We start from the raw sequence: 14,330 nt of genomic DNA, 5'->3' as shown, positions 1-14,330 counted from the left end.
GGAAAACAATCACCGGTATATAAAGGATGAACGCGATGGAGGTTAGAGATCAAGATGTACTCTTTTGGGAACTCGCGCACCATCTCGTGGCGAGGAATGGCTTTCAGGCGGTCCATGTCAGCGATGACCGCAAACAATTATGGCTGGAAAAGGAAACCGATAAAGAACAATTCCTGATTTCGCTTTCGAAAATTGACATGGCCTGGAGCCGCGGCCTGGAAAATGTGATAAGGGACAATGCCCGTCAATTTCAATCCTTTAAACGATCGCCAACACGCAAGGATGTTCATTACCATAATTTGTATATCACCTCAATAGCGCCCGCCGACGATTGGAAAAGCAAAACCGGGGAGGTTGTCTATACCGATCCTGCGAGGCGTAAGCCGATGCAAACGTGGCTGTTCGCAGCATCCATCGGGGCTCACCAAAGCGATGATATCGTTAAGTTTCTACAGTTGTTGCATGCAGACGGGCAGTGGCCGACGAAAGAAGACATGCTTCTCGCTGACGAGGAAGCGCTCGCCCGGAAGGTTGCCCGGCAACGACAAATCATTGTAAGAAATATTGAACGGGACCAAGAAGAGGCCATTAAAGTTTTTACATATGGGAAACCTCGGTTTACATTTGTGTTGCTCGCCTTGATTTTGCTTATTTTTGCCTGGATCGAGGTGGTCGCCGACAGCACCGATGTTCTGACATTGATTGAATTCGGCGCCAAGTATAATCCCTTGATCGATGACGGCGAGTGGTGGCGTATTATTACGTCGATGTTTTTGCATATCGGCTTATTGCACTTATTTATGAATTCGTTGGCTTTGTTATTTTTAGGTTCGGCCGTGGAGCGAATATTCGGAACGTGGCGGTTTGTCTGGATTTACATGGTCGCCGGGGTCGTCGGCTCGACGGCGAGCTACGCGTTTACCGAGCAAGTGTCAGCCGGAGCTTCAGGCGCGATCTTCGGTTGTTTTGGTGCCTTGGTTTATTTCGGCATCAGCCATCGTCGTCTTTTTTTCCGAACGATCGGCAGAAGTGTGATCGTTATCCTTTTGATCAATGTCATTTTCGGCACGGTTGTTCCAATGGTCGACAACGGAGCGCACATGGGCGGCCTCGTCGGTGGCTTTCTCGCCGCGGCAACGGTAGGCATGCCTGACAAGAAATATAATCTCAAACAACTCTTCTTTGTCGTCGCGATCCCTGTGTTGCTCGTCATTTTATACGGATATGGCCACTATAGTGAAGAAAATATGCCGTCCGAGCCGATTGTGGAAATACAAATCTCTCAGGAACACCTGGAAGCAGACAGATACGATGAAGCTTACGATACGATGGCGGAAGTGATCGATAACACGGAGATGCCGGAAGCATACTTTATGATCGGAAACGCCGAATACGGGCGCGGCAATGACGAAGAAGCCGAACATTTTTATCAGGAAGCGTTAGCGCAGAATCCGGAGTTTCATGAGGCCCTTTATAATCTCGCGCTCGTGTACTCGGAACGAGGAGAACGAGACGAGGCACGCGAATACGTTGAAGAAGCACTGGAACTGGACCCGGAAAATGAACAATACGAAGAGTTGCAGGAGGACCTTCAGGACTCCTGAAACTCCCACCTCTCATCTCTCACCTCTATGCCGCATACGTTTGTTGTAAGGTTGTACCGTACGAGAGAGAGGGGGAGGACGATATGCTTTCTGCGCTTGCCGTGGCGACGGTGACCGGGGCACTCTTGTTTTACCAGCGGTCCGCGGAATGGGAGAGGTGGATGTTTTTCATCCTCATTCTTTTCGCCGCCGGTGGCTACGTGGGGTTTACGTTGAGTAACGGTTATTTGAGTTTTATCTCGGATGGATGGCTCGAAGCGTTATGGTTTTTGGGTGTATGCGCCTTCATCATAACGGCGCTCATGGTCTATCATCCGTTTTACGGCTATTTTAGCCGTCGGAATTACCGTGTTTGGCTAAGTATGGCTGCCCTGTTTATTCTGACAGGCGCGCTTGTGAATACATGGGTCTCGGTCATATTCACTTATATCATTCTCGTGCTCGTGTTTGCGGCCGGATTATTAATCGGTTTTTTAGTCCAAAACTATTTATTTTCCTACTGGCCCCGGTTTGCATGGCTTCCTTACGTGCCGTTGATCGTTCTTGTTTTTGCTTCCGTGGCAATATTGCTATAATAAAACTGTTATGCCATTAAAAACACTCCATGACGTACGAAAACTGTTGTTAAGCTACCAATCTGTGATCTATACGCGCGACGTGGAAGCTGATCTGATCCTGATGGAAGAAGAATTGTCGATGTTACGGGAATTGGGATTATTGGAGACGAACGATTATGTCGCTTGCAGACAGATCCTGCAAGCCGAACAGCGGAAGCTGGAGAACAATAACGACGAGTAGTCAGGGGAATGGGGAGACGCATCATGACAAAGTATATTGTAGGCGTCGATGTCGGTGGAACATCGACAAAATTTGGGGTGTTTACCCCCGAAGGCGAAAAGCTTACCCACTGGAAAATTTCGACCGACACAGACGATGATGCCAGGCATTTCCCCGCTCGCATCGCAAGCAGCATTGAAAAACGCTTGCTGGACGAGGGGATAGCCAAAGAAGAGCGGCTTGGCGTGGGTGTCGGCGTGCCGGGTTTTATCGATGAAACGGCGGGGATCGTCCACAACGCCGTAAACATTGGTTGGCACGATTATCCTTTACAAGCCACACTCGCGGAAGCCCTCGATATACCCGTGTTTATCAACAATGATGCGAATCTCGCTGCCGCCGGTGAGTATTGGCAAGGCGCGGGTAAAAAGGAAGCTTCAACCTTGTTCATCACCCTCGGCACCGGTGTGGGCGGCGGGATGATCATCAATGGGAACCTCGTGACGGGTCCCAGAGGGACGGCGGGAGAGATCGGCCATACGCTTGTCGTTCCTCATGGACGGCTGTGCACGTGTGGACGGGAAGGCTGTCTGGAGGAGTATGTGGCGGCCAAGGGCTTGCGGCGCAGCCTGCATGACCACCTTCGTAATGACGATGGGCCCAGCCCCTTGCACGAAAACAGTGAAGCCATTGATATCTATAAGGCCGCCGAAGCAGGTGATGCTCTCGCGACGCGAATCGTCGATGAGGCTGCTTATTATTTGGCCTATGCCCTCGCGAATGCGGCGACGATTGTCAATCCGGAAAAAATCGTTATCGGCGGGGGAGTGTCAGCGGCCGGGCAGACATTGTTACAGCCGGTCGTCGCCCATTTTAAACGGCTTGTTTTGAAAGAGGCCGACAGACATTTAGCGTTCGAATTCGCGCGTCTCGGTAATGATGCCGGTATTTACGGGGGTGCGTGGCTCGCACTGCGACGACTCGGCAGATAATATTTTGGCAACCGTTGACATAGAGAGGGGTACATAAAAATGTTGAAAAATCTATCGATGCTAGGGGTGCCGCTCGATTTAGGACAAAATCGCAGAGGCGTCGACATGGGGCCGAGTGCGATTCGTTATGCAGGCGTGCTTGAGCGTTTGCAAGCGCTTGGTTACCAGGTGCAAGACCATGGGGATCTGACGGTGCCCAAGCGCTATGATCAAGACATCGGGGAGGATCTACAACACTTGCAAGCGGTGGTAGAGACCAACCGGCGACTGGCCAAAAAAATGGATGAGATGATGTCGGCTGATGCCTTTCCCCTCGTTTTCGGCGGCGACCATAGCATTTCCATCGGGACCCTTGCCGGGATCAGTCAGCATTATCAAAATCTCGGCGTCATCTGGTACGATGCCCACGGCGATTTGAACACCGCGGAAACCTCCCCCTCCGGAAATATTCATGGCATGCCCCTCGCGGTCAGTCTCGGCCGTGGCCACGACTCATTGACGGAAATCGCCGGCGGCCTGCCCGCGATTAAACCCGAAAATGTCGTTATTATCGGCGCGCGGGCGCTCGATGCTGCGGAAAAGACGCTCATTCAAGAATCCGGACTCAAAGTGTTCACGATGCATGAAGTCGACCGCCTCGGCATGAGCGAAGTCATGACGCAGACGAATGCTTATTTAAGCCACTGTGACGGCATTCATCTCAGCCTGGATCTGGACGGACTCGACCCCATCGACGCTCCCGGTGTAGGCACCCCGGTCGTCGGCGGTTTGACGTACCGGGAAAGTCATCTGGCGATGGAAATGCTGGCGGAAACGACCGACATTACTTCTTGTGAATTCGTCGAGGTCAATCCCATCCTCGACGAGAAAAACAAAACAGCCGAAGCTGCTGTCGCGCTTATAGGATCGTTATTCGGGGAGAAAATTAAGTAAAACAAGGATCAGAGACAGGGGGTAATAACCTCCTACCTTTCACATCCAAAACGGAGGGAAATATGGCATGGAACATCGTGTAGAAAAGGATTATTTAGGGGAAAAGCAAGTGCCGGCGGACGCTTATTACGGCATCCAGACGGTGCGGGCGCAAGAAAATTTCCCGATCACAGGTTATCCGCCCCACAACGCATTGATTGAGGCCTTTGGCTACGTGAAGAAATCAGCCGCGATGGCGAATAGAGATGTGGGAAGCTTGAACAAGTCCATCGCGAGCGCTGTCATTAAAGCAGCAGAAGAAGTGATCGAGGGCGATTTTAATGATCAATTTGTCGTCGATGCGATTCAGGGCGGGGCCGGAACGTCTATTAATATGAATGCAAACGAAGTCATCGCCAATCGGGCGATTGAAATTCTCGGGTATGAAAAAGGGGAATACGATCGGTTAAGCCCGAATACGCACGTCAATATGGCCCAGTCGACGAATGATACCTTTCCGACCGCGATTCACATCGCCGCCCTTAACCTGGCCAAAGGCTTGGAAGATGTGCTTGAAGAAGTCATCGATACCCTGAAAAAGAAAGAAAAAGAGTTTGATGATGTCATAAAAATGGGACGAACCCACTTGCAAGATGCCGTGCCGATTCGGCTCGGCCAGGAAATCGGCGCGTATCGCCGTATGCTGGAACGGGATCTGGCCAGAATTGAACGGGCGCTCGATAATCTGAATGATATCAATATGGGCGCGACCGCTGTCGGGACAGGCTTGAATGCCGAGCCAGACTACATTGAAACGGTAGCGAAGTATCTCGCTGACTTAACAGGTTTAAACCTCAGGAAGGCCGATGATCTTGTCGATGCCACTCAAAATACCGATGCCTACACAGAGCTCTCCGGTTCCTTGAAAGTGCTCGCCATTAACCTTTCCAAGATGTCCAATGATTTGCGGCTGATGAGTTCCGGGCCACGGACAGGCTTGAATGAAATTAACCTTCCCGCCCGACAACCCGGTTCATCTATTATGCCCGGAAAAGTGAACCCGGTGATGTGTGAGGTGATCAACCAGATTTCTTTTCAGGTCAGCGGCAACGACCAAACGATTAGTCTGGCTTCCGAGGCCGGCCAATTGGAAATCAACGTTATGGGCCCGGTGCTCGTTTTTAACTTATTGCAATCATTGTCAGTCCTGGAAAATGGCCTTAACGTTTTCAGGCGTTATACACTCGAAGGAATGAGTGCGAATGTGGAAGAAGCCAAGGACATGGTGCATAAAAGCGTGGGGATTATTACCGCGATCAATCCGCACGTTGGCTATGAAGTCGCCTCCAGAGTGGCCAAGGAAGCCCTTGAGTCCGATCGCTCCGTGAAAGACATCTGTATCGAGCGTGGTATATTATCGGAAGAGGAACTGGAGGAAATTCTCGATCCGCAGGAAATGACCAATCCCGGCATTGCAGGCGCCCGATTTATGGAATGAGGAAAGCGGCCTTGTTGAAGGCCGCTTTCCTAGTGGGCAAAAACTTCTTCGATACGGGTGAGTGCCCATTCCAAATCTTCTTCAGCGATCGTGAGCGGCGGCGCGAGCCGGAGAACATTTTCATGGGTTTCTTTGCACAACAAGCCGGCGTTCATTAGGCGCTCGCAATAGGGGCGGGCTCGTTCGTGGAGCTCGATGCCGATGAACAGTCCTTTTCCGCGGACTTCTTTAATCGCGGGATGGCTGATTTGTTTGCAGCGCTCGATAAAAGATGCCCCAAGTTTTTCTGCCCGGGCAGGCAAGGCCTCGTCCGTGATGACCGCCAGTGCTGCGCTCGAAACCGCGCAGGCCAATGGATTGCCGCCGAATGTCGAGCCGTGGGAGCCGGGTTCAAACAAGCCGAGAATATTCGCATCGGCAGCGATCGCGGAGATAGGCATGACCCCTCCGCCGAGGGCTTTACCGAGAATGAACATGTCGGGTTTGATGTCTTCGTGATCACAGGCGAACATCCTGCCCGTGCGGCCGAGCCCGCATTGGATTTCGTCGGCGATCATAAGTACGTTCGTCTCATCGCAGAGCGCGCGAACATCACGCACATAGCCTTCGGGAGGGATGCGAATGCCGGCCTCCCCCTGGATCGGCTCGAACAAAAACGCGGCTGTGTTCGGAGTGATCGCTTCTCTTAAAGCTTCTATGTCCCCATAAGGAACGATGGTGACCCCCGGTAGTAAGGGGCCGAAGTCCGCCTGGTATTCCGGATTGGACGACAGAGAGACAGGCGCCAGTGTACGGCCATGGAAATTTTCCGTACAGACGATGACTTCCGCCTGATTTTCCGCGATGCCCTTGACGCGATAGCCCCAACGCCGCGCGGCCTTGAGCGCTGTTTCCACCGCTTCCGCACCGGTGTTCATCGGCAAAATTTTATCCATCCCCGTCAATTCGGAGAGTTTTTTATAAAAAGGGCCGATTTGGTCGTTGTGAAAGGCTCGAGATGTAAGGGTGATACGCCCGGCTTGCTCGGTTAACGCTTTCATAATCGTCGGATGACGGTGGCCTTGATTGAGCGCGGAATAAGCGCTTAGCATGTCCAGATACCGGTTCCCTTCCGTATCCTCAACCCATGAGCCCTCTCCGCCGGCGATGACGACCGGGAGTGGAGAATAATTTTTGGCTCCGTAATCGTCATGCCATTCCATCAGTGTTTCGGTTGTGTTCATGAAGCTCGTCCCCTTTCTGTTGCGCCTCGTAATGAGATCTCTTACAATTTTTACAGAAGGCATCAGAGATATCAAGGAGGAATCGTTGTGTGGACGTCAGGTCTTTATGTGATATCAGCAGAAAAATTACATCCCGAACGCTCATTACTCTCAGTCATGGAGGCGGCCTTAAAAGGGGGCGCCGGTGCGATACAATTGCGGGATAAGGAAAGCGATAAAGCGGCGTTAATCGAGAAGGGGCGCCAGTTGCAACAATTGGCGCGTCGTTATCAAGTTCCGTTTATTATGAATGATCATTTGGACGTGGCTCTGGCGATTAATGCCGATGGTGTGCACGTGGGGCAGGGGGATTTTCCGCTCGGCGAAGCACGCGCGTTGCTGGGAGCTGACAAGCTGATCGGTATTTCCACTCATACGAAGGAAGAGGCGCTCGAGGCCGAGAAGCTGGGCGCGGACTACATCGGTATCGGACCCGTCTATGAAACGAGCTCCAAGGAAGACACGGAAGCCGAACTCGGCGTGGCCGGGCTAAAAGAGATTCGCAAACACGTATCGATCCCGACGGTGGCGATCGGAGGCATCAAACTGGAGAACGCCGAAGCGGTGGCGGCCACGGGTGTCAATGGATTGGCGGTCATTAGTGAAGTCGTCACAAGTAACGACATTGAAGGCACATGCAGGGCCTTCACGGACATTTTAACGGAGGCGAGGGAGAGAGATGCTTAAAAGCGGGAATACATGGATGATCATTATCCCCGGCTTTCTCATGATTTTTTTATTTATAGGCGGCTGGCTTTATATTACAGGCGAGGAAACCATCGACCACGAGGATCTCCAGGAACATGTGCAGATGAATGCCGACATGGAAGGTGAGCAGTTGGACGCCGAGTGGAACTGGACGGAGTTGCCTGATGAAGAGCTGGAAGGCGAAGACTACATGGGGATCGTCGCTTATGAAAATGGGGACGTTCTTGCAGGTGATGAATTTGCGGAACACGAATTACAGCTTTACCAGGACGATGAGGTCATCCATGAAACGGAAGCCACCGTCGTTGATGAAGGCCTGATTTTTGAATTCCCCAATCGTCTGGAAACGAATGATGTCTACGGATATGAAGGATCAATCTCCGTGCAGTTACCGGAAGCAGCGGACGAAGCAGAAGTCCATTATTTGCATACGTGGATGAATCATGCGGGTCAGGGCGGTGAGGACCCCACATTTGCCGATCCCCCTTTCCCCGGCATGGACGATTATGACAATTTTTGGTGGGTTGAAAGTGAGACGGCTGAGTGAGGGTAGTTGGCCTTGGATACGGCCAGCGCCCCTCGAAATGGAATGAATAACCAATCGGAGGTACGCGGAAGGACTCTTGTATCCCTTGAGATGGAAATAATGGTTTCTCCAGCGTCCCTCTAATTGGAAAGAATATCTAAACTGAGGTACGTGAGCTTTTCAACGGCTGATAAAATTGGGCGGATGTTCCTGCGCCGACACAAAAACGCCCGCGCTTGTTCCCACGCGAGCGTCTTCCTATGTATGGCTGGGATGGCAGGATTCGAACCTACGCGTCATGGAGTCAAAGTCCATTGCCTTACCGCTTGGCTACATCCCATTCTACATACAGTATTATGAACGGATAAAAAAAGTTTATACTTTTTTTGCGAAAAAAGAAGGAGAAAAAGTTTTTACGTCGAATAGTACAAGTGTGAGAGAGCCTCCTTAATTTCAGCAAGGGAGGTGTCCGATTGACAACCACTCAAGAAGCGTCCACGAAACTCTTCCTTTCCGCCTACGAAAGGCGCGCCACAGACATTCATTTCCACCCTTATGCCAACCATACGTCGATATTGTTTCGCACGGAAGGCGTTTTACGGGAAAGACACCGCTTTCCCCGTGCAAATGCCGACAAATTAGTCGCTCACCTTAAATTCCAGTCCGGCATGGATATTGGTGAACGCCGACTGCCCCAAAATGGTTCCTTAACGATCAAGCACCGGGAAGGTTCACTTTCTTTACGGCTTTCCACTGTGCCGATCGGAGAAGGAGAGCGACTTGTCGTCCGCCTGTTGCCTGCCGACGATGAACAGGATTTAGCCAGCCTCCCGCTTTTGGCAAGCGCCTCGCGCGACCTGCACGCGTTGGCTGAACTCGAGCATGGTCTGATTATTTTTACCGGGCCAACCGGTTCGGGAAAAACAACGACGATGTACGCGCTCCTCAACGAAATGTCGAGACACTCGATCCGCCATGTGATTTCGGTCGAAGATCCGATTGAAAAGCCGCGGGAAGCATTTACGCAAATGCAAGTGAATGAGCAAGCCGGGCTCTATTACCCCGAGGCGTTGAAAGCCGCTCTGCGCCACGACCCGGACGTGCTGATGATCGGTGAAATTCGTGATGAGCACACAGCGAAAATAGCTGTCCGCGCAGCGATGACCGGTCATCTAGTGCTGACAACTTTACACACCCGGAATACGAGCGGAGCTCTCGTGCGTTTATTGGAGTTTGGCGTGCCCGCGAATTATTTATACGAAAGCATGGCCGCAGTGATTGCCCAGCGGCTCGTTTATGATGCCAATGAACAACGCAAGGCTATCTTCGGTTTTCTGGCTGATGAACCGCTACAGGCAGTGCTCGATGATTGTGTGCAAAAACTTCCGTTGTCCTTTGATGACGGCTTGGAAAAACAGCGTCTGGAAGGGATCGCGCTCGGACTTTTAGCCAATGAAGAGGAGCGTGCTGCCCATGCGACCTAGACGAAAGGATAAGTGGAAGGCGAAAAATAAAGCCCGCTTTTTCCTCAACGTAGGCCGGTTGCTGCAAAGAGGCTATACGCTCAATCACGGGGCGAAACTGCTGATGTATGGCGAGCCCCCACACGCACGTAACACGATTTCTTCGTGGATAGCGACTTTGCAGGATGGTCGGGCGTGGGTGGAGTCGCTGGAGCTTTTAAAAATCCCCTCGGACATAAGCGCTTACCTGTACTTTTCCGAACGTTACGGCATGCTTTCCCACGGATTTTATTATGCCGGCCGCATGCTTGAACAGCGCGAACGTTTTAAGGAAAAAGTGCGCACCCTCGCGCGCTATCCCATTCTCCTCATCTGGATCATCGCCACGCTCTTCCTGTTCATGACCCTCTTTGTCTTTCCCCAGTTTGAAGAGTTGTTTGCAACGATGGATATTGACTACCCCGCGATCACGAGCTTTACCTTCACCCTTTTTGAAGGATTGCCGTTTGCCTTTGGCGCGTTCATCGTTGTAACGGTAGGTTTCTATGCTTACTATCAACAACGTTTTAAAAAGCTTCACTCTTTCCAACAAATTCGCACGGTCGAAAAAATCCCGGGCAGCAAACGTTGGCTGCATTTGTATATCACGTATACCGTTAGTCTGCAAATGAGTCAGCTGTTAAAGGGCGGACTCAGTGCCCATGATGCTTTACAGGTGTTCATTAAACAAAGACAAATGCCGTTTTTGCAGGCCGAAGGCGAACGCATACAAACGGATCTTAATGAAGGGAAAAGCCTGCATGATGCGATTGCCGGTGCTTCCTATTATCAGCAGGAATTCGCCGATGTCATCCGCCACGGACAAGCGGCCGGGCAGCTGGCCGAAGACCTTGCCCATTATAGCGAAATGCTTTGGGAAGAGCTTAACGAGCGGACGAGAAAAACGACGGTCATGATTCAACCGTTTCTGTTCCTCGTCATCGGCGGGTTTATTTTACTGCTGTTTCTCTCGATTTTCCTGCCGATTTTTCAATTAATAACGTCATTAGATGGTTAACAAAGGAGAGAAAAATATGACTGTAAATGAACGTTTAGAGCAGCTGGAGAAGCGTTTGGCCTATTTGGAAGGGCGCATCAGCTGTTTGGAAAATCAACAGAACGAAGATACGAAAAAACTGGTTACCCTCGTCTATAACGGCAAAGGAGGTTCCCCGCGATGAAGAAAAATGAAGGCGGCTTTACCCTGATTGAAATGATGATCGTACTCCTCATCATCTCGATCTTACTGCTCGTCGCGATTCCGAACATGGTGCAAAACAGCGATGTGGCGCAAAGTAAGGGGTGTGAGGCCACAATTGATTTGGTGCAGGCGCAGGTGGGGAGTTACAAGGTGGACACGGGTGATTATCCTAGCAGCTTAAGTGTTCTAGTCGACAACGAATATGTGGATAGCGTTACATGTCCGGATGGAAATCGGTTGAACCTCGATGAGGACGGAAATGTCAGCGCTGATGGATAACAATGAGCGTGGCCACACGCTCATGGAACTCGTCGTCGTCTTGCTCATTTTCTCGATCTGTTTAGCAATACCAACCTTATCGTTTGTCAGTCAAGGTGAAGGTCGAGAAGTTGAAGCATTTGTATCCGAGTTCGAGCAGGATATGTACTACGCTCAACAACAGGCTATGGGTAAAAATATAATTGCCCAGATCAACGTGCAGAATTCCCAGCGCAGTTACCAAGTGGTTGTCGACGAAGAAATCATCAAACGCGTCCCTTTTCCCGAAGATGTCTCTTTTCAATGGGTATCCATTGATTTCGGGAATATTCCAACGGGGACCCTTATTTTTCTTACGAATGGAAACACAAGCACTGCCGGACAGTTTGACATACGTTCCAACAGGGAAACGTATCGCGTTACTCTTCTCGTTGGCTCCGGGAGGTTTTATATTGAATAAATCACCTAAAGATAAAGGATTTACGTTGGTGGAAGTGACGACGGCACTCCTTATTTTATCCGTGGCCGCCGCCGGGATTGTTCCATTATTGTCGATCTTGTATACGGAGCGCCTGGAAGTGCAGGTGGAGCGTGAAGCATATCGCGTGCTTGAGCGCCTCGGGTATGAACTGGAGGACGGCGACATGGAAACGGTTGACGGCTTCGACACGTCTTATGTTGTACGCAATCAAGGCGGAACCGTTTGTATTGATTGGAAAGGGCCGGCCGGGAGGGATAAAGATTTATGCCTCGAATTCCCGTAGGTAATGAACGAGGGTTTACCCTTTTGGAAACGGTGGTCACGATGTTTATCTTCTTTAGCGTCGTCGCGGTCGTTCCTTTTCTCCTGCAGGCGACAAATACCCCGAGCTCTGAGCTTTCCCGCAATGAACAGGAAATCCACACGTGGCTCCAGGAGATGACGAAAGAAGCAAAATATGCACGCGAATATGCCATCGAGCTAAATCGGCTCGTGATTACGGATATTGACGGGGTCGAACGCAGTTACAGGCAAACTGATGATCAATTGATCAGAAGTGGCCGGAGCGGAGGACATGCAGTTTTACGGAATATCGAAAATTTTGGTGCTGAACTCGTCTCGGACGGAGTGGTGATCACTGTGCTCGCAGACGGGAAACGGTATGAGAAGACGCTGCGTCATACCCTGGCCCCCGAGGAGGAAGACATTTGGATCACAAAGGAGCCATAATGCCATTTGTTCTCGTCATCTGCCTCATTTTAGCCGGATTGGTGGGCCATCAGGCTGTGCTTCTCACTTTCGAGCGCGATGGACTGGAAGCCCAGCGAATGTTTTTAATGGGCAATATCTTGCTCGAGAAAGGGGAAGTCAACTGGTGGGAAGCGTATATGGACGATGAGACCTCGAGTGATGGTTCCTGGGAATTTCCGGAAGGAACGGTTCATTATCGCATAACGCCGAATGACGACAGCGATTATGACATTGTAACCTTAAATGCCGAAGTAGAAGATGGCGGAAACGTTCAACATCAGTACTTTGTGCAAAAAGCGGAAAATGACGATGAGGATGATGACATAGATGAAGACTGAATAACTCCGGGCGCTGGTCATTAAGGTGATCAGCGCTCGTCATTTTGTAAATATAACGGGAGGGAGAGTATAAAATAGTGAAGTAATCCCTCAAAAGCCGGTGGAGCCACGCTGAATGGTTCCACTCAGCTGGAGACATAAAACCCGGGTAACACATTCACACGTTTCGGATCAAAAATATCTTCACCGCGGAGATAATCAGAATAAAAGAACGGCAAAACGGAGACGCTATATACCAACCTCAAACATAGGGAGGATATTAAGCGTTATGAATCCGAACCCTTATTTCAAATACTTGATCGAATCCTTTTTGCGTCGGCTCGATCATTTTGCTGCTCCTAAAGAACTGACCCGGAAAGAAAGGCGCCGGTTGAAAAAGAAACGAAAATCGCGTTTGTTCACCGTTTTCGGCATGATTCCTACGGCGTTAAAGATAAGCATGCGTCGATCACGCTAGGGCGCATTCGTCGTATTGTCACGTAAAAACAAAGGAAAGTAATTTACAAGCCACACATCACTCGTATATAATAAAAGAAGCATCTTCAGAGAACTGGAGGGGGAAAACAAGATGAGTCGTATGTACCGTGTAATGGCTTTTTGGACAGGGGTCTTCGCTGTATTGTTTTTCGTAGGGGAGATGTATGAAGTTTCCCTGATATTTTTTGCAAATACAGCCGCATTTATAGGCCTTGGTTTTATGAACCTGACTGAACGAACGTATTTATACATATTTGGCGGTTATTTGACGTTATTTATGGTTAGCTTCTCCTTCTATACGGTCTTTATTATGGAGCCGACTCTTGGGCATTAGGGAGGAAGGCGGTTAATGAACCGCCTTTATAGCCCGTTTAGAAAAGGGTTTGTATCCATTTCTGCGGCGATCGTGGTCGTCGGTCCATGGCCGCAGGCAACGGCTGTATTTTCCGGCAGTTCCAGAAGTTTATGGTGGATGCTTCCAAGAAGCGTGCCTTCATCAGCACCTGGAAGATCGGTGCGGCCGATCCCCGCCTGGAAAAGAACATCCCCGGAGAAAACCGTGCCCGTTGCTTCGTGATAATAGGAGAGACTTCCAGGCGAATGCCCCGGGGTTTCATACAATTGAAATGTAAAGGGACCGACGGGTAATGTCTTTTCCCCAGCGAGTAAATAATCCGCGGGGCGGCTCGTTATCCCCTCGGGCGTCATGGCGATCGACAGATTTTTTTCAGGATCGGCCAACCAGCTTTCTTCACGTTTGTGAAGGTAAACAGGAATATTAAATGCGTCGCGGATATGGTCGAGGGCGCCGATGTGGTCGAAGTGGGCATGCGTTAACAAAATCGCGAGCGGTGTTATGTTATCCCTTTTTAAAGCCGCTTCAAAAGCTTCCCCAGCCCCACCGGGATCGAAGATGACCGCTTCGCCCTCCTGGTTATGGAGCACATAGGCGTTGGTTTGGGCAGGGCCCAACGGGGCTTGTTTCCAATTCATGACATATCAACTCCTATCTGGGTCTGTAGCCATTGTACATGAAAAAGAAAT

The 14,330-nt window shown here is 50.5% G+C and carries 20 protein-coding genes and 1 tRNA gene; 18 read left to right on the top strand and 3 right to left on the bottom strand.

Translation table 11 applies throughout. The features are described from left to right. Positions 1-35 precede the first annotated feature (35 nt). The 6 genes from BLS58_RS01520 (at position 36) to aspA (ending at position 5,783) form a co-directional block, all read left to right on the top strand. A complete protein-coding gene (locus tag BLS58_RS01520) occupies positions 36-1,604 on the top strand; it encodes a rhomboid family intramembrane serine protease (RefSeq protein WP_218126114.1) in 1,569 nt (522 codons plus the stop codon). Between the two features lie 83 nt (positions 1,605-1,687). After that, the gene (locus tag BLS58_RS01515; protein WP_090395780.1) at positions 1,688-2,179 is read left to right on the top strand and encodes an LTA synthase family protein; all 492 of its coding nucleotides are present in this window, start codon (positions 1,688-1,690) and stop codon (positions 2,177-2,179) included. A gap of 10 nt (positions 2,180-2,189) precedes the next feature. After that, the gene (locus BLS58_RS01510) at positions 2,190-2,402 is read left to right on the top strand and encodes a YqgQ family protein (protein ID WP_090395779.1); all 213 of its coding nucleotides are present in this window, start codon (positions 2,190-2,192) and stop codon (positions 2,400-2,402) included. A 23-nt stretch (positions 2,403-2,425) separates the two neighbouring features. Then, positions 2,426-3,373: an ROK family protein gene (locus tag BLS58_RS01505; RefSeq protein ID WP_245723018.1), complete on the top strand. Its 948-nt coding sequence runs from the start codon at positions 2,426-2,428 to the stop codon at positions 3,371-3,373. 39 nt (positions 3,374-3,412) lie between these two features. After that, positions 3,413-4,306: an arginase gene (gene rocF / locus BLS58_RS01500; RefSeq protein WP_090395778.1), complete on the top strand. Its 894-nt coding sequence runs from the start codon at positions 3,413-3,415 to the stop codon at positions 4,304-4,306. Between the two features lie 67 nt (positions 4,307-4,373). Beyond that, positions 4,374-5,783 (top strand): aspartate ammonia-lyase, encoded by a 1,410-nt coding sequence (gene aspA, locus BLS58_RS01495; RefSeq protein ID WP_090395777.1) that lies wholly within the window; start codon positions 4,374-4,376, stop codon positions 5,781-5,783. Positions 5,784-5,812: 29 nt separating this feature from the next. Here the strand turns inward: aspA and BLS58_RS01490 are convergent, their stop codons facing one another. Then, entirely contained in the window at positions 5,813-7,006 is a 1,194-nt protein-coding gene (locus BLS58_RS01490; RefSeq protein WP_090395776.1) for an ornithine--oxo-acid transaminase, read from the bottom strand. 87 nt (positions 7,007-7,093) lie between these two features. On the opposite strand from BLS58_RS01490, the gene thiE reads away from it, so the two are divergent. Further along, positions 7,094-7,732, top strand: a complete 639-nt coding sequence (gene thiE / locus BLS58_RS01485) for a thiamine phosphate synthase (RefSeq protein WP_245723017.1) — start codon at positions 7,094-7,096, stop codon at positions 7,730-7,732. Next, complete coding sequence (locus BLS58_RS01480) at positions 7,725-8,300, top strand: hypothetical protein (protein ID WP_090395775.1); 576 nt, start codon at positions 7,725-7,727, stop codon at positions 8,298-8,300. The genes thiE and BLS58_RS01480 overlap by 8 nt, the downstream gene beginning before the upstream one ends. A 244-nt stretch (positions 8,301-8,544) precedes the next feature. Here BLS58_RS01480 and BLS58_RS01475 read toward each other — a convergent pair. After that, positions 8,545-8,619: transfer RNA gene (locus BLS58_RS01475), tRNA-Gln, on the bottom strand. Positions 8,620-8,752: 133 nt separating this feature from the next. Here BLS58_RS01475 and comGA point away from each other — a divergent pair. From comGA to BLS58_RS01430, 10 genes are all read left to right on the top strand, one after another. Then, positions 8,753-9,763 carry a competence type IV pilus ATPase ComGA gene (gene comGA, locus BLS58_RS01470; protein WP_090395774.1) on the top strand — a complete coding sequence of 337 codons (1,011 nt, stop codon included), beginning with the start codon at positions 8,753-8,755 and terminating at the stop codon, positions 9,761-9,763. Then, positions 9,753-10,799, top strand: a complete 1,047-nt coding sequence (gene comGB, locus BLS58_RS01465) for a competence type IV pilus assembly protein ComGB (RefSeq protein WP_176764545.1) — start codon at positions 9,753-9,755, stop codon at positions 10,797-10,799. Before comGA ends, comGB begins: the two co-directional genes overlap by 11 nt. Before the next feature lie 16 nt (positions 10,800-10,815). Beyond that, positions 10,816-10,962 carry a hypothetical protein gene (locus BLS58_RS17365; RefSeq protein ID WP_176764544.1) on the top strand — a complete coding sequence of 49 codons (147 nt, stop codon included), beginning with the start codon at positions 10,816-10,818 and terminating at the stop codon, positions 10,960-10,962. Beyond that, positions 10,959-11,261, top strand: coding sequence for a competence type IV pilus major pilin ComGC (comGC, locus tag BLS58_RS01460; protein ID WP_090395772.1), 303 nt, complete (start codon positions 10,959-10,961; stop codon positions 11,259-11,261). Before BLS58_RS17365 ends, comGC begins: the two co-directional genes overlap by 4 nt. Continuing rightward, positions 11,242-11,700: a competence type IV pilus minor pilin ComGD gene (gene comGD, locus BLS58_RS01455; protein WP_176764543.1), complete on the top strand. Its 459-nt coding sequence runs from the start codon at positions 11,242-11,244 to the stop codon at positions 11,698-11,700. Before comGC ends, comGD begins: the two co-directional genes overlap by 20 nt. After that, on the top strand, positions 11,693-12,004 hold the full coding sequence (locus tag BLS58_RS01450) for a type II secretion system protein (RefSeq protein ID WP_176764542.1): 312 nt from the start codon (positions 11,693-11,695) through the stop codon (positions 12,002-12,004). Before comGD ends, BLS58_RS01450 begins: the two co-directional genes overlap by 8 nt. Further along, positions 11,986-12,450, top strand: coding sequence for a prepilin-type N-terminal cleavage/methylation domain-containing protein (locus tag BLS58_RS01445; RefSeq protein ID WP_090395769.1), 465 nt, complete (start codon positions 11,986-11,988; stop codon positions 12,448-12,450). Before BLS58_RS01450 ends, BLS58_RS01445 begins: the two co-directional genes overlap by 19 nt. Continuing rightward, positions 12,429-12,809, top strand: coding sequence for a competence type IV pilus minor pilin ComGG (comGG, locus tag BLS58_RS01440; RefSeq protein WP_090395768.1), 381 nt, complete (start codon positions 12,429-12,431; stop codon positions 12,807-12,809). The genes BLS58_RS01445 and comGG overlap by 22 nt, the downstream gene beginning before the upstream one ends. 268 nt (positions 12,810-13,077) lie before the next feature. Next, positions 13,078-13,266: a YqzE family protein gene (locus tag BLS58_RS17360; RefSeq protein WP_090395767.1), complete on the top strand. Its 189-nt coding sequence runs from the start codon at positions 13,078-13,080 to the stop codon at positions 13,264-13,266. A 111-nt stretch (positions 13,267-13,377) separates the two neighbouring features. Then, on the top strand, positions 13,378-13,620 hold the full coding sequence (locus tag BLS58_RS01430; RefSeq protein WP_090395766.1) for a DUF2626 family protein: 243 nt from the start codon (positions 13,378-13,380) through the stop codon (positions 13,618-13,620). Positions 13,621-13,646: 26 nt separating this feature from the next. Here the strand turns inward: BLS58_RS01430 and BLS58_RS01425 are convergent, their stop codons facing one another. Further along, entirely contained in the window at positions 13,647-14,279 is a 633-nt protein-coding gene (locus BLS58_RS01425) for an MBL fold metallo-hydrolase (protein WP_090395765.1), read from the bottom strand. Positions 14,280-14,330 lie beyond the last annotated feature (51 nt).

It is taken from the genome of Natribacillus halophilus (genome assembly GCF_900100185.1).
Taxonomy (GTDB): domain Bacteria; phylum Bacillota; class Bacilli; order Bacillales; family Marinococcaceae; genus Natribacillus; species Natribacillus halophilus.
This window is presented reverse-complemented; position numbering and strand designations above follow the sequence as displayed.

Bases quoted from the DNA above. Each gene is read 5' to 3' on its own strand.
- BLS58_RS01430 (WP_090395766.1), top strand. From the start codon at position 13,378: ATGAGTCGTATGTACCGTGTAATGGCTTTTTGGACAGGGGTCTTCGCT.
- BLS58_RS01515 (WP_090395780.1), top strand. From the start codon at position 1,688: ATGCTTTCTGCGCTTGCCGTGGCGACGGTGACCGGGGCACTCTTGTTT.
- BLS58_RS17365 (WP_176764544.1), top strand. From the start codon at position 10,816: ATGACTGTAAATGAACGTTTAGAGCAGCTGGAGAAGCGTTTGGCCTAT.
- BLS58_RS01445 (WP_090395769.1), top strand. From the start codon at position 11,986: ATGCCTCGAATTCCCGTAGGTAATGAACGAGGGTTTACCCTTTTGGAA.
- comGC (WP_090395772.1), top strand. From the start codon at position 10,959: ATGAAGAAAAATGAAGGCGGCTTTACCCTGATTGAAATGATGATCGTA.
- aspA (WP_090395777.1), top strand. From the start codon at position 4,374: ATGGAACATCGTGTAGAAAAGGATTATTTAGGGGAAAAGCAAGTGCCG.
- BLS58_RS01490 (WP_090395776.1), bottom strand. From the start codon at position 7,006: ATGAACACAACCGAAACACTGATGGAATGGCATGACGATTACGGAGCC.
- comGD (WP_176764543.1), top strand. From the start codon at position 11,242: ATGTCAGCGCTGATGGATAACAATGAGCGTGGCCACACGCTCATGGAA.
- rocF (WP_090395778.1), top strand. From the start codon at position 3,413: ATGTTGAAAAATCTATCGATGCTAGGGGTGCCGCTCGATTTAGGACAA.
- BLS58_RS01520 (WP_218126114.1), top strand. From the start codon at position 36: ATGGAGGTTAGAGATCAAGATGTACTCTTTTGGGAACTCGCGCACCAT.
- comGB (WP_176764545.1), top strand. From the start codon at position 9,753: ATGCGACCTAGACGAAAGGATAAGTGGAAGGCGAAAAATAAAGCCCGC.
- BLS58_RS01425 (WP_090395765.1), bottom strand. From the start codon at position 14,279: ATGAATTGGAAACAAGCCCCGTTGGGCCCTGCCCAAACCAACGCCTAT.
- BLS58_RS01510 (WP_090395779.1), top strand. From the start codon at position 2,190: ATGCCATTAAAAACACTCCATGACGTACGAAAACTGTTGTTAAGCTAC.
- BLS58_RS01505 (WP_245723018.1), top strand. From the start codon at position 2,426: ATGACAAAGTATATTGTAGGCGTCGATGTCGGTGGAACATCGACAAAA.
- BLS58_RS17360 (WP_090395767.1), top strand. From the start codon at position 13,078: ATGAATCCGAACCCTTATTTCAAATACTTGATCGAATCCTTTTTGCGT.
- BLS58_RS01480 (WP_090395775.1), top strand. From the start codon at position 7,725: ATGCTTAAAAGCGGGAATACATGGATGATCATTATCCCCGGCTTTCTC.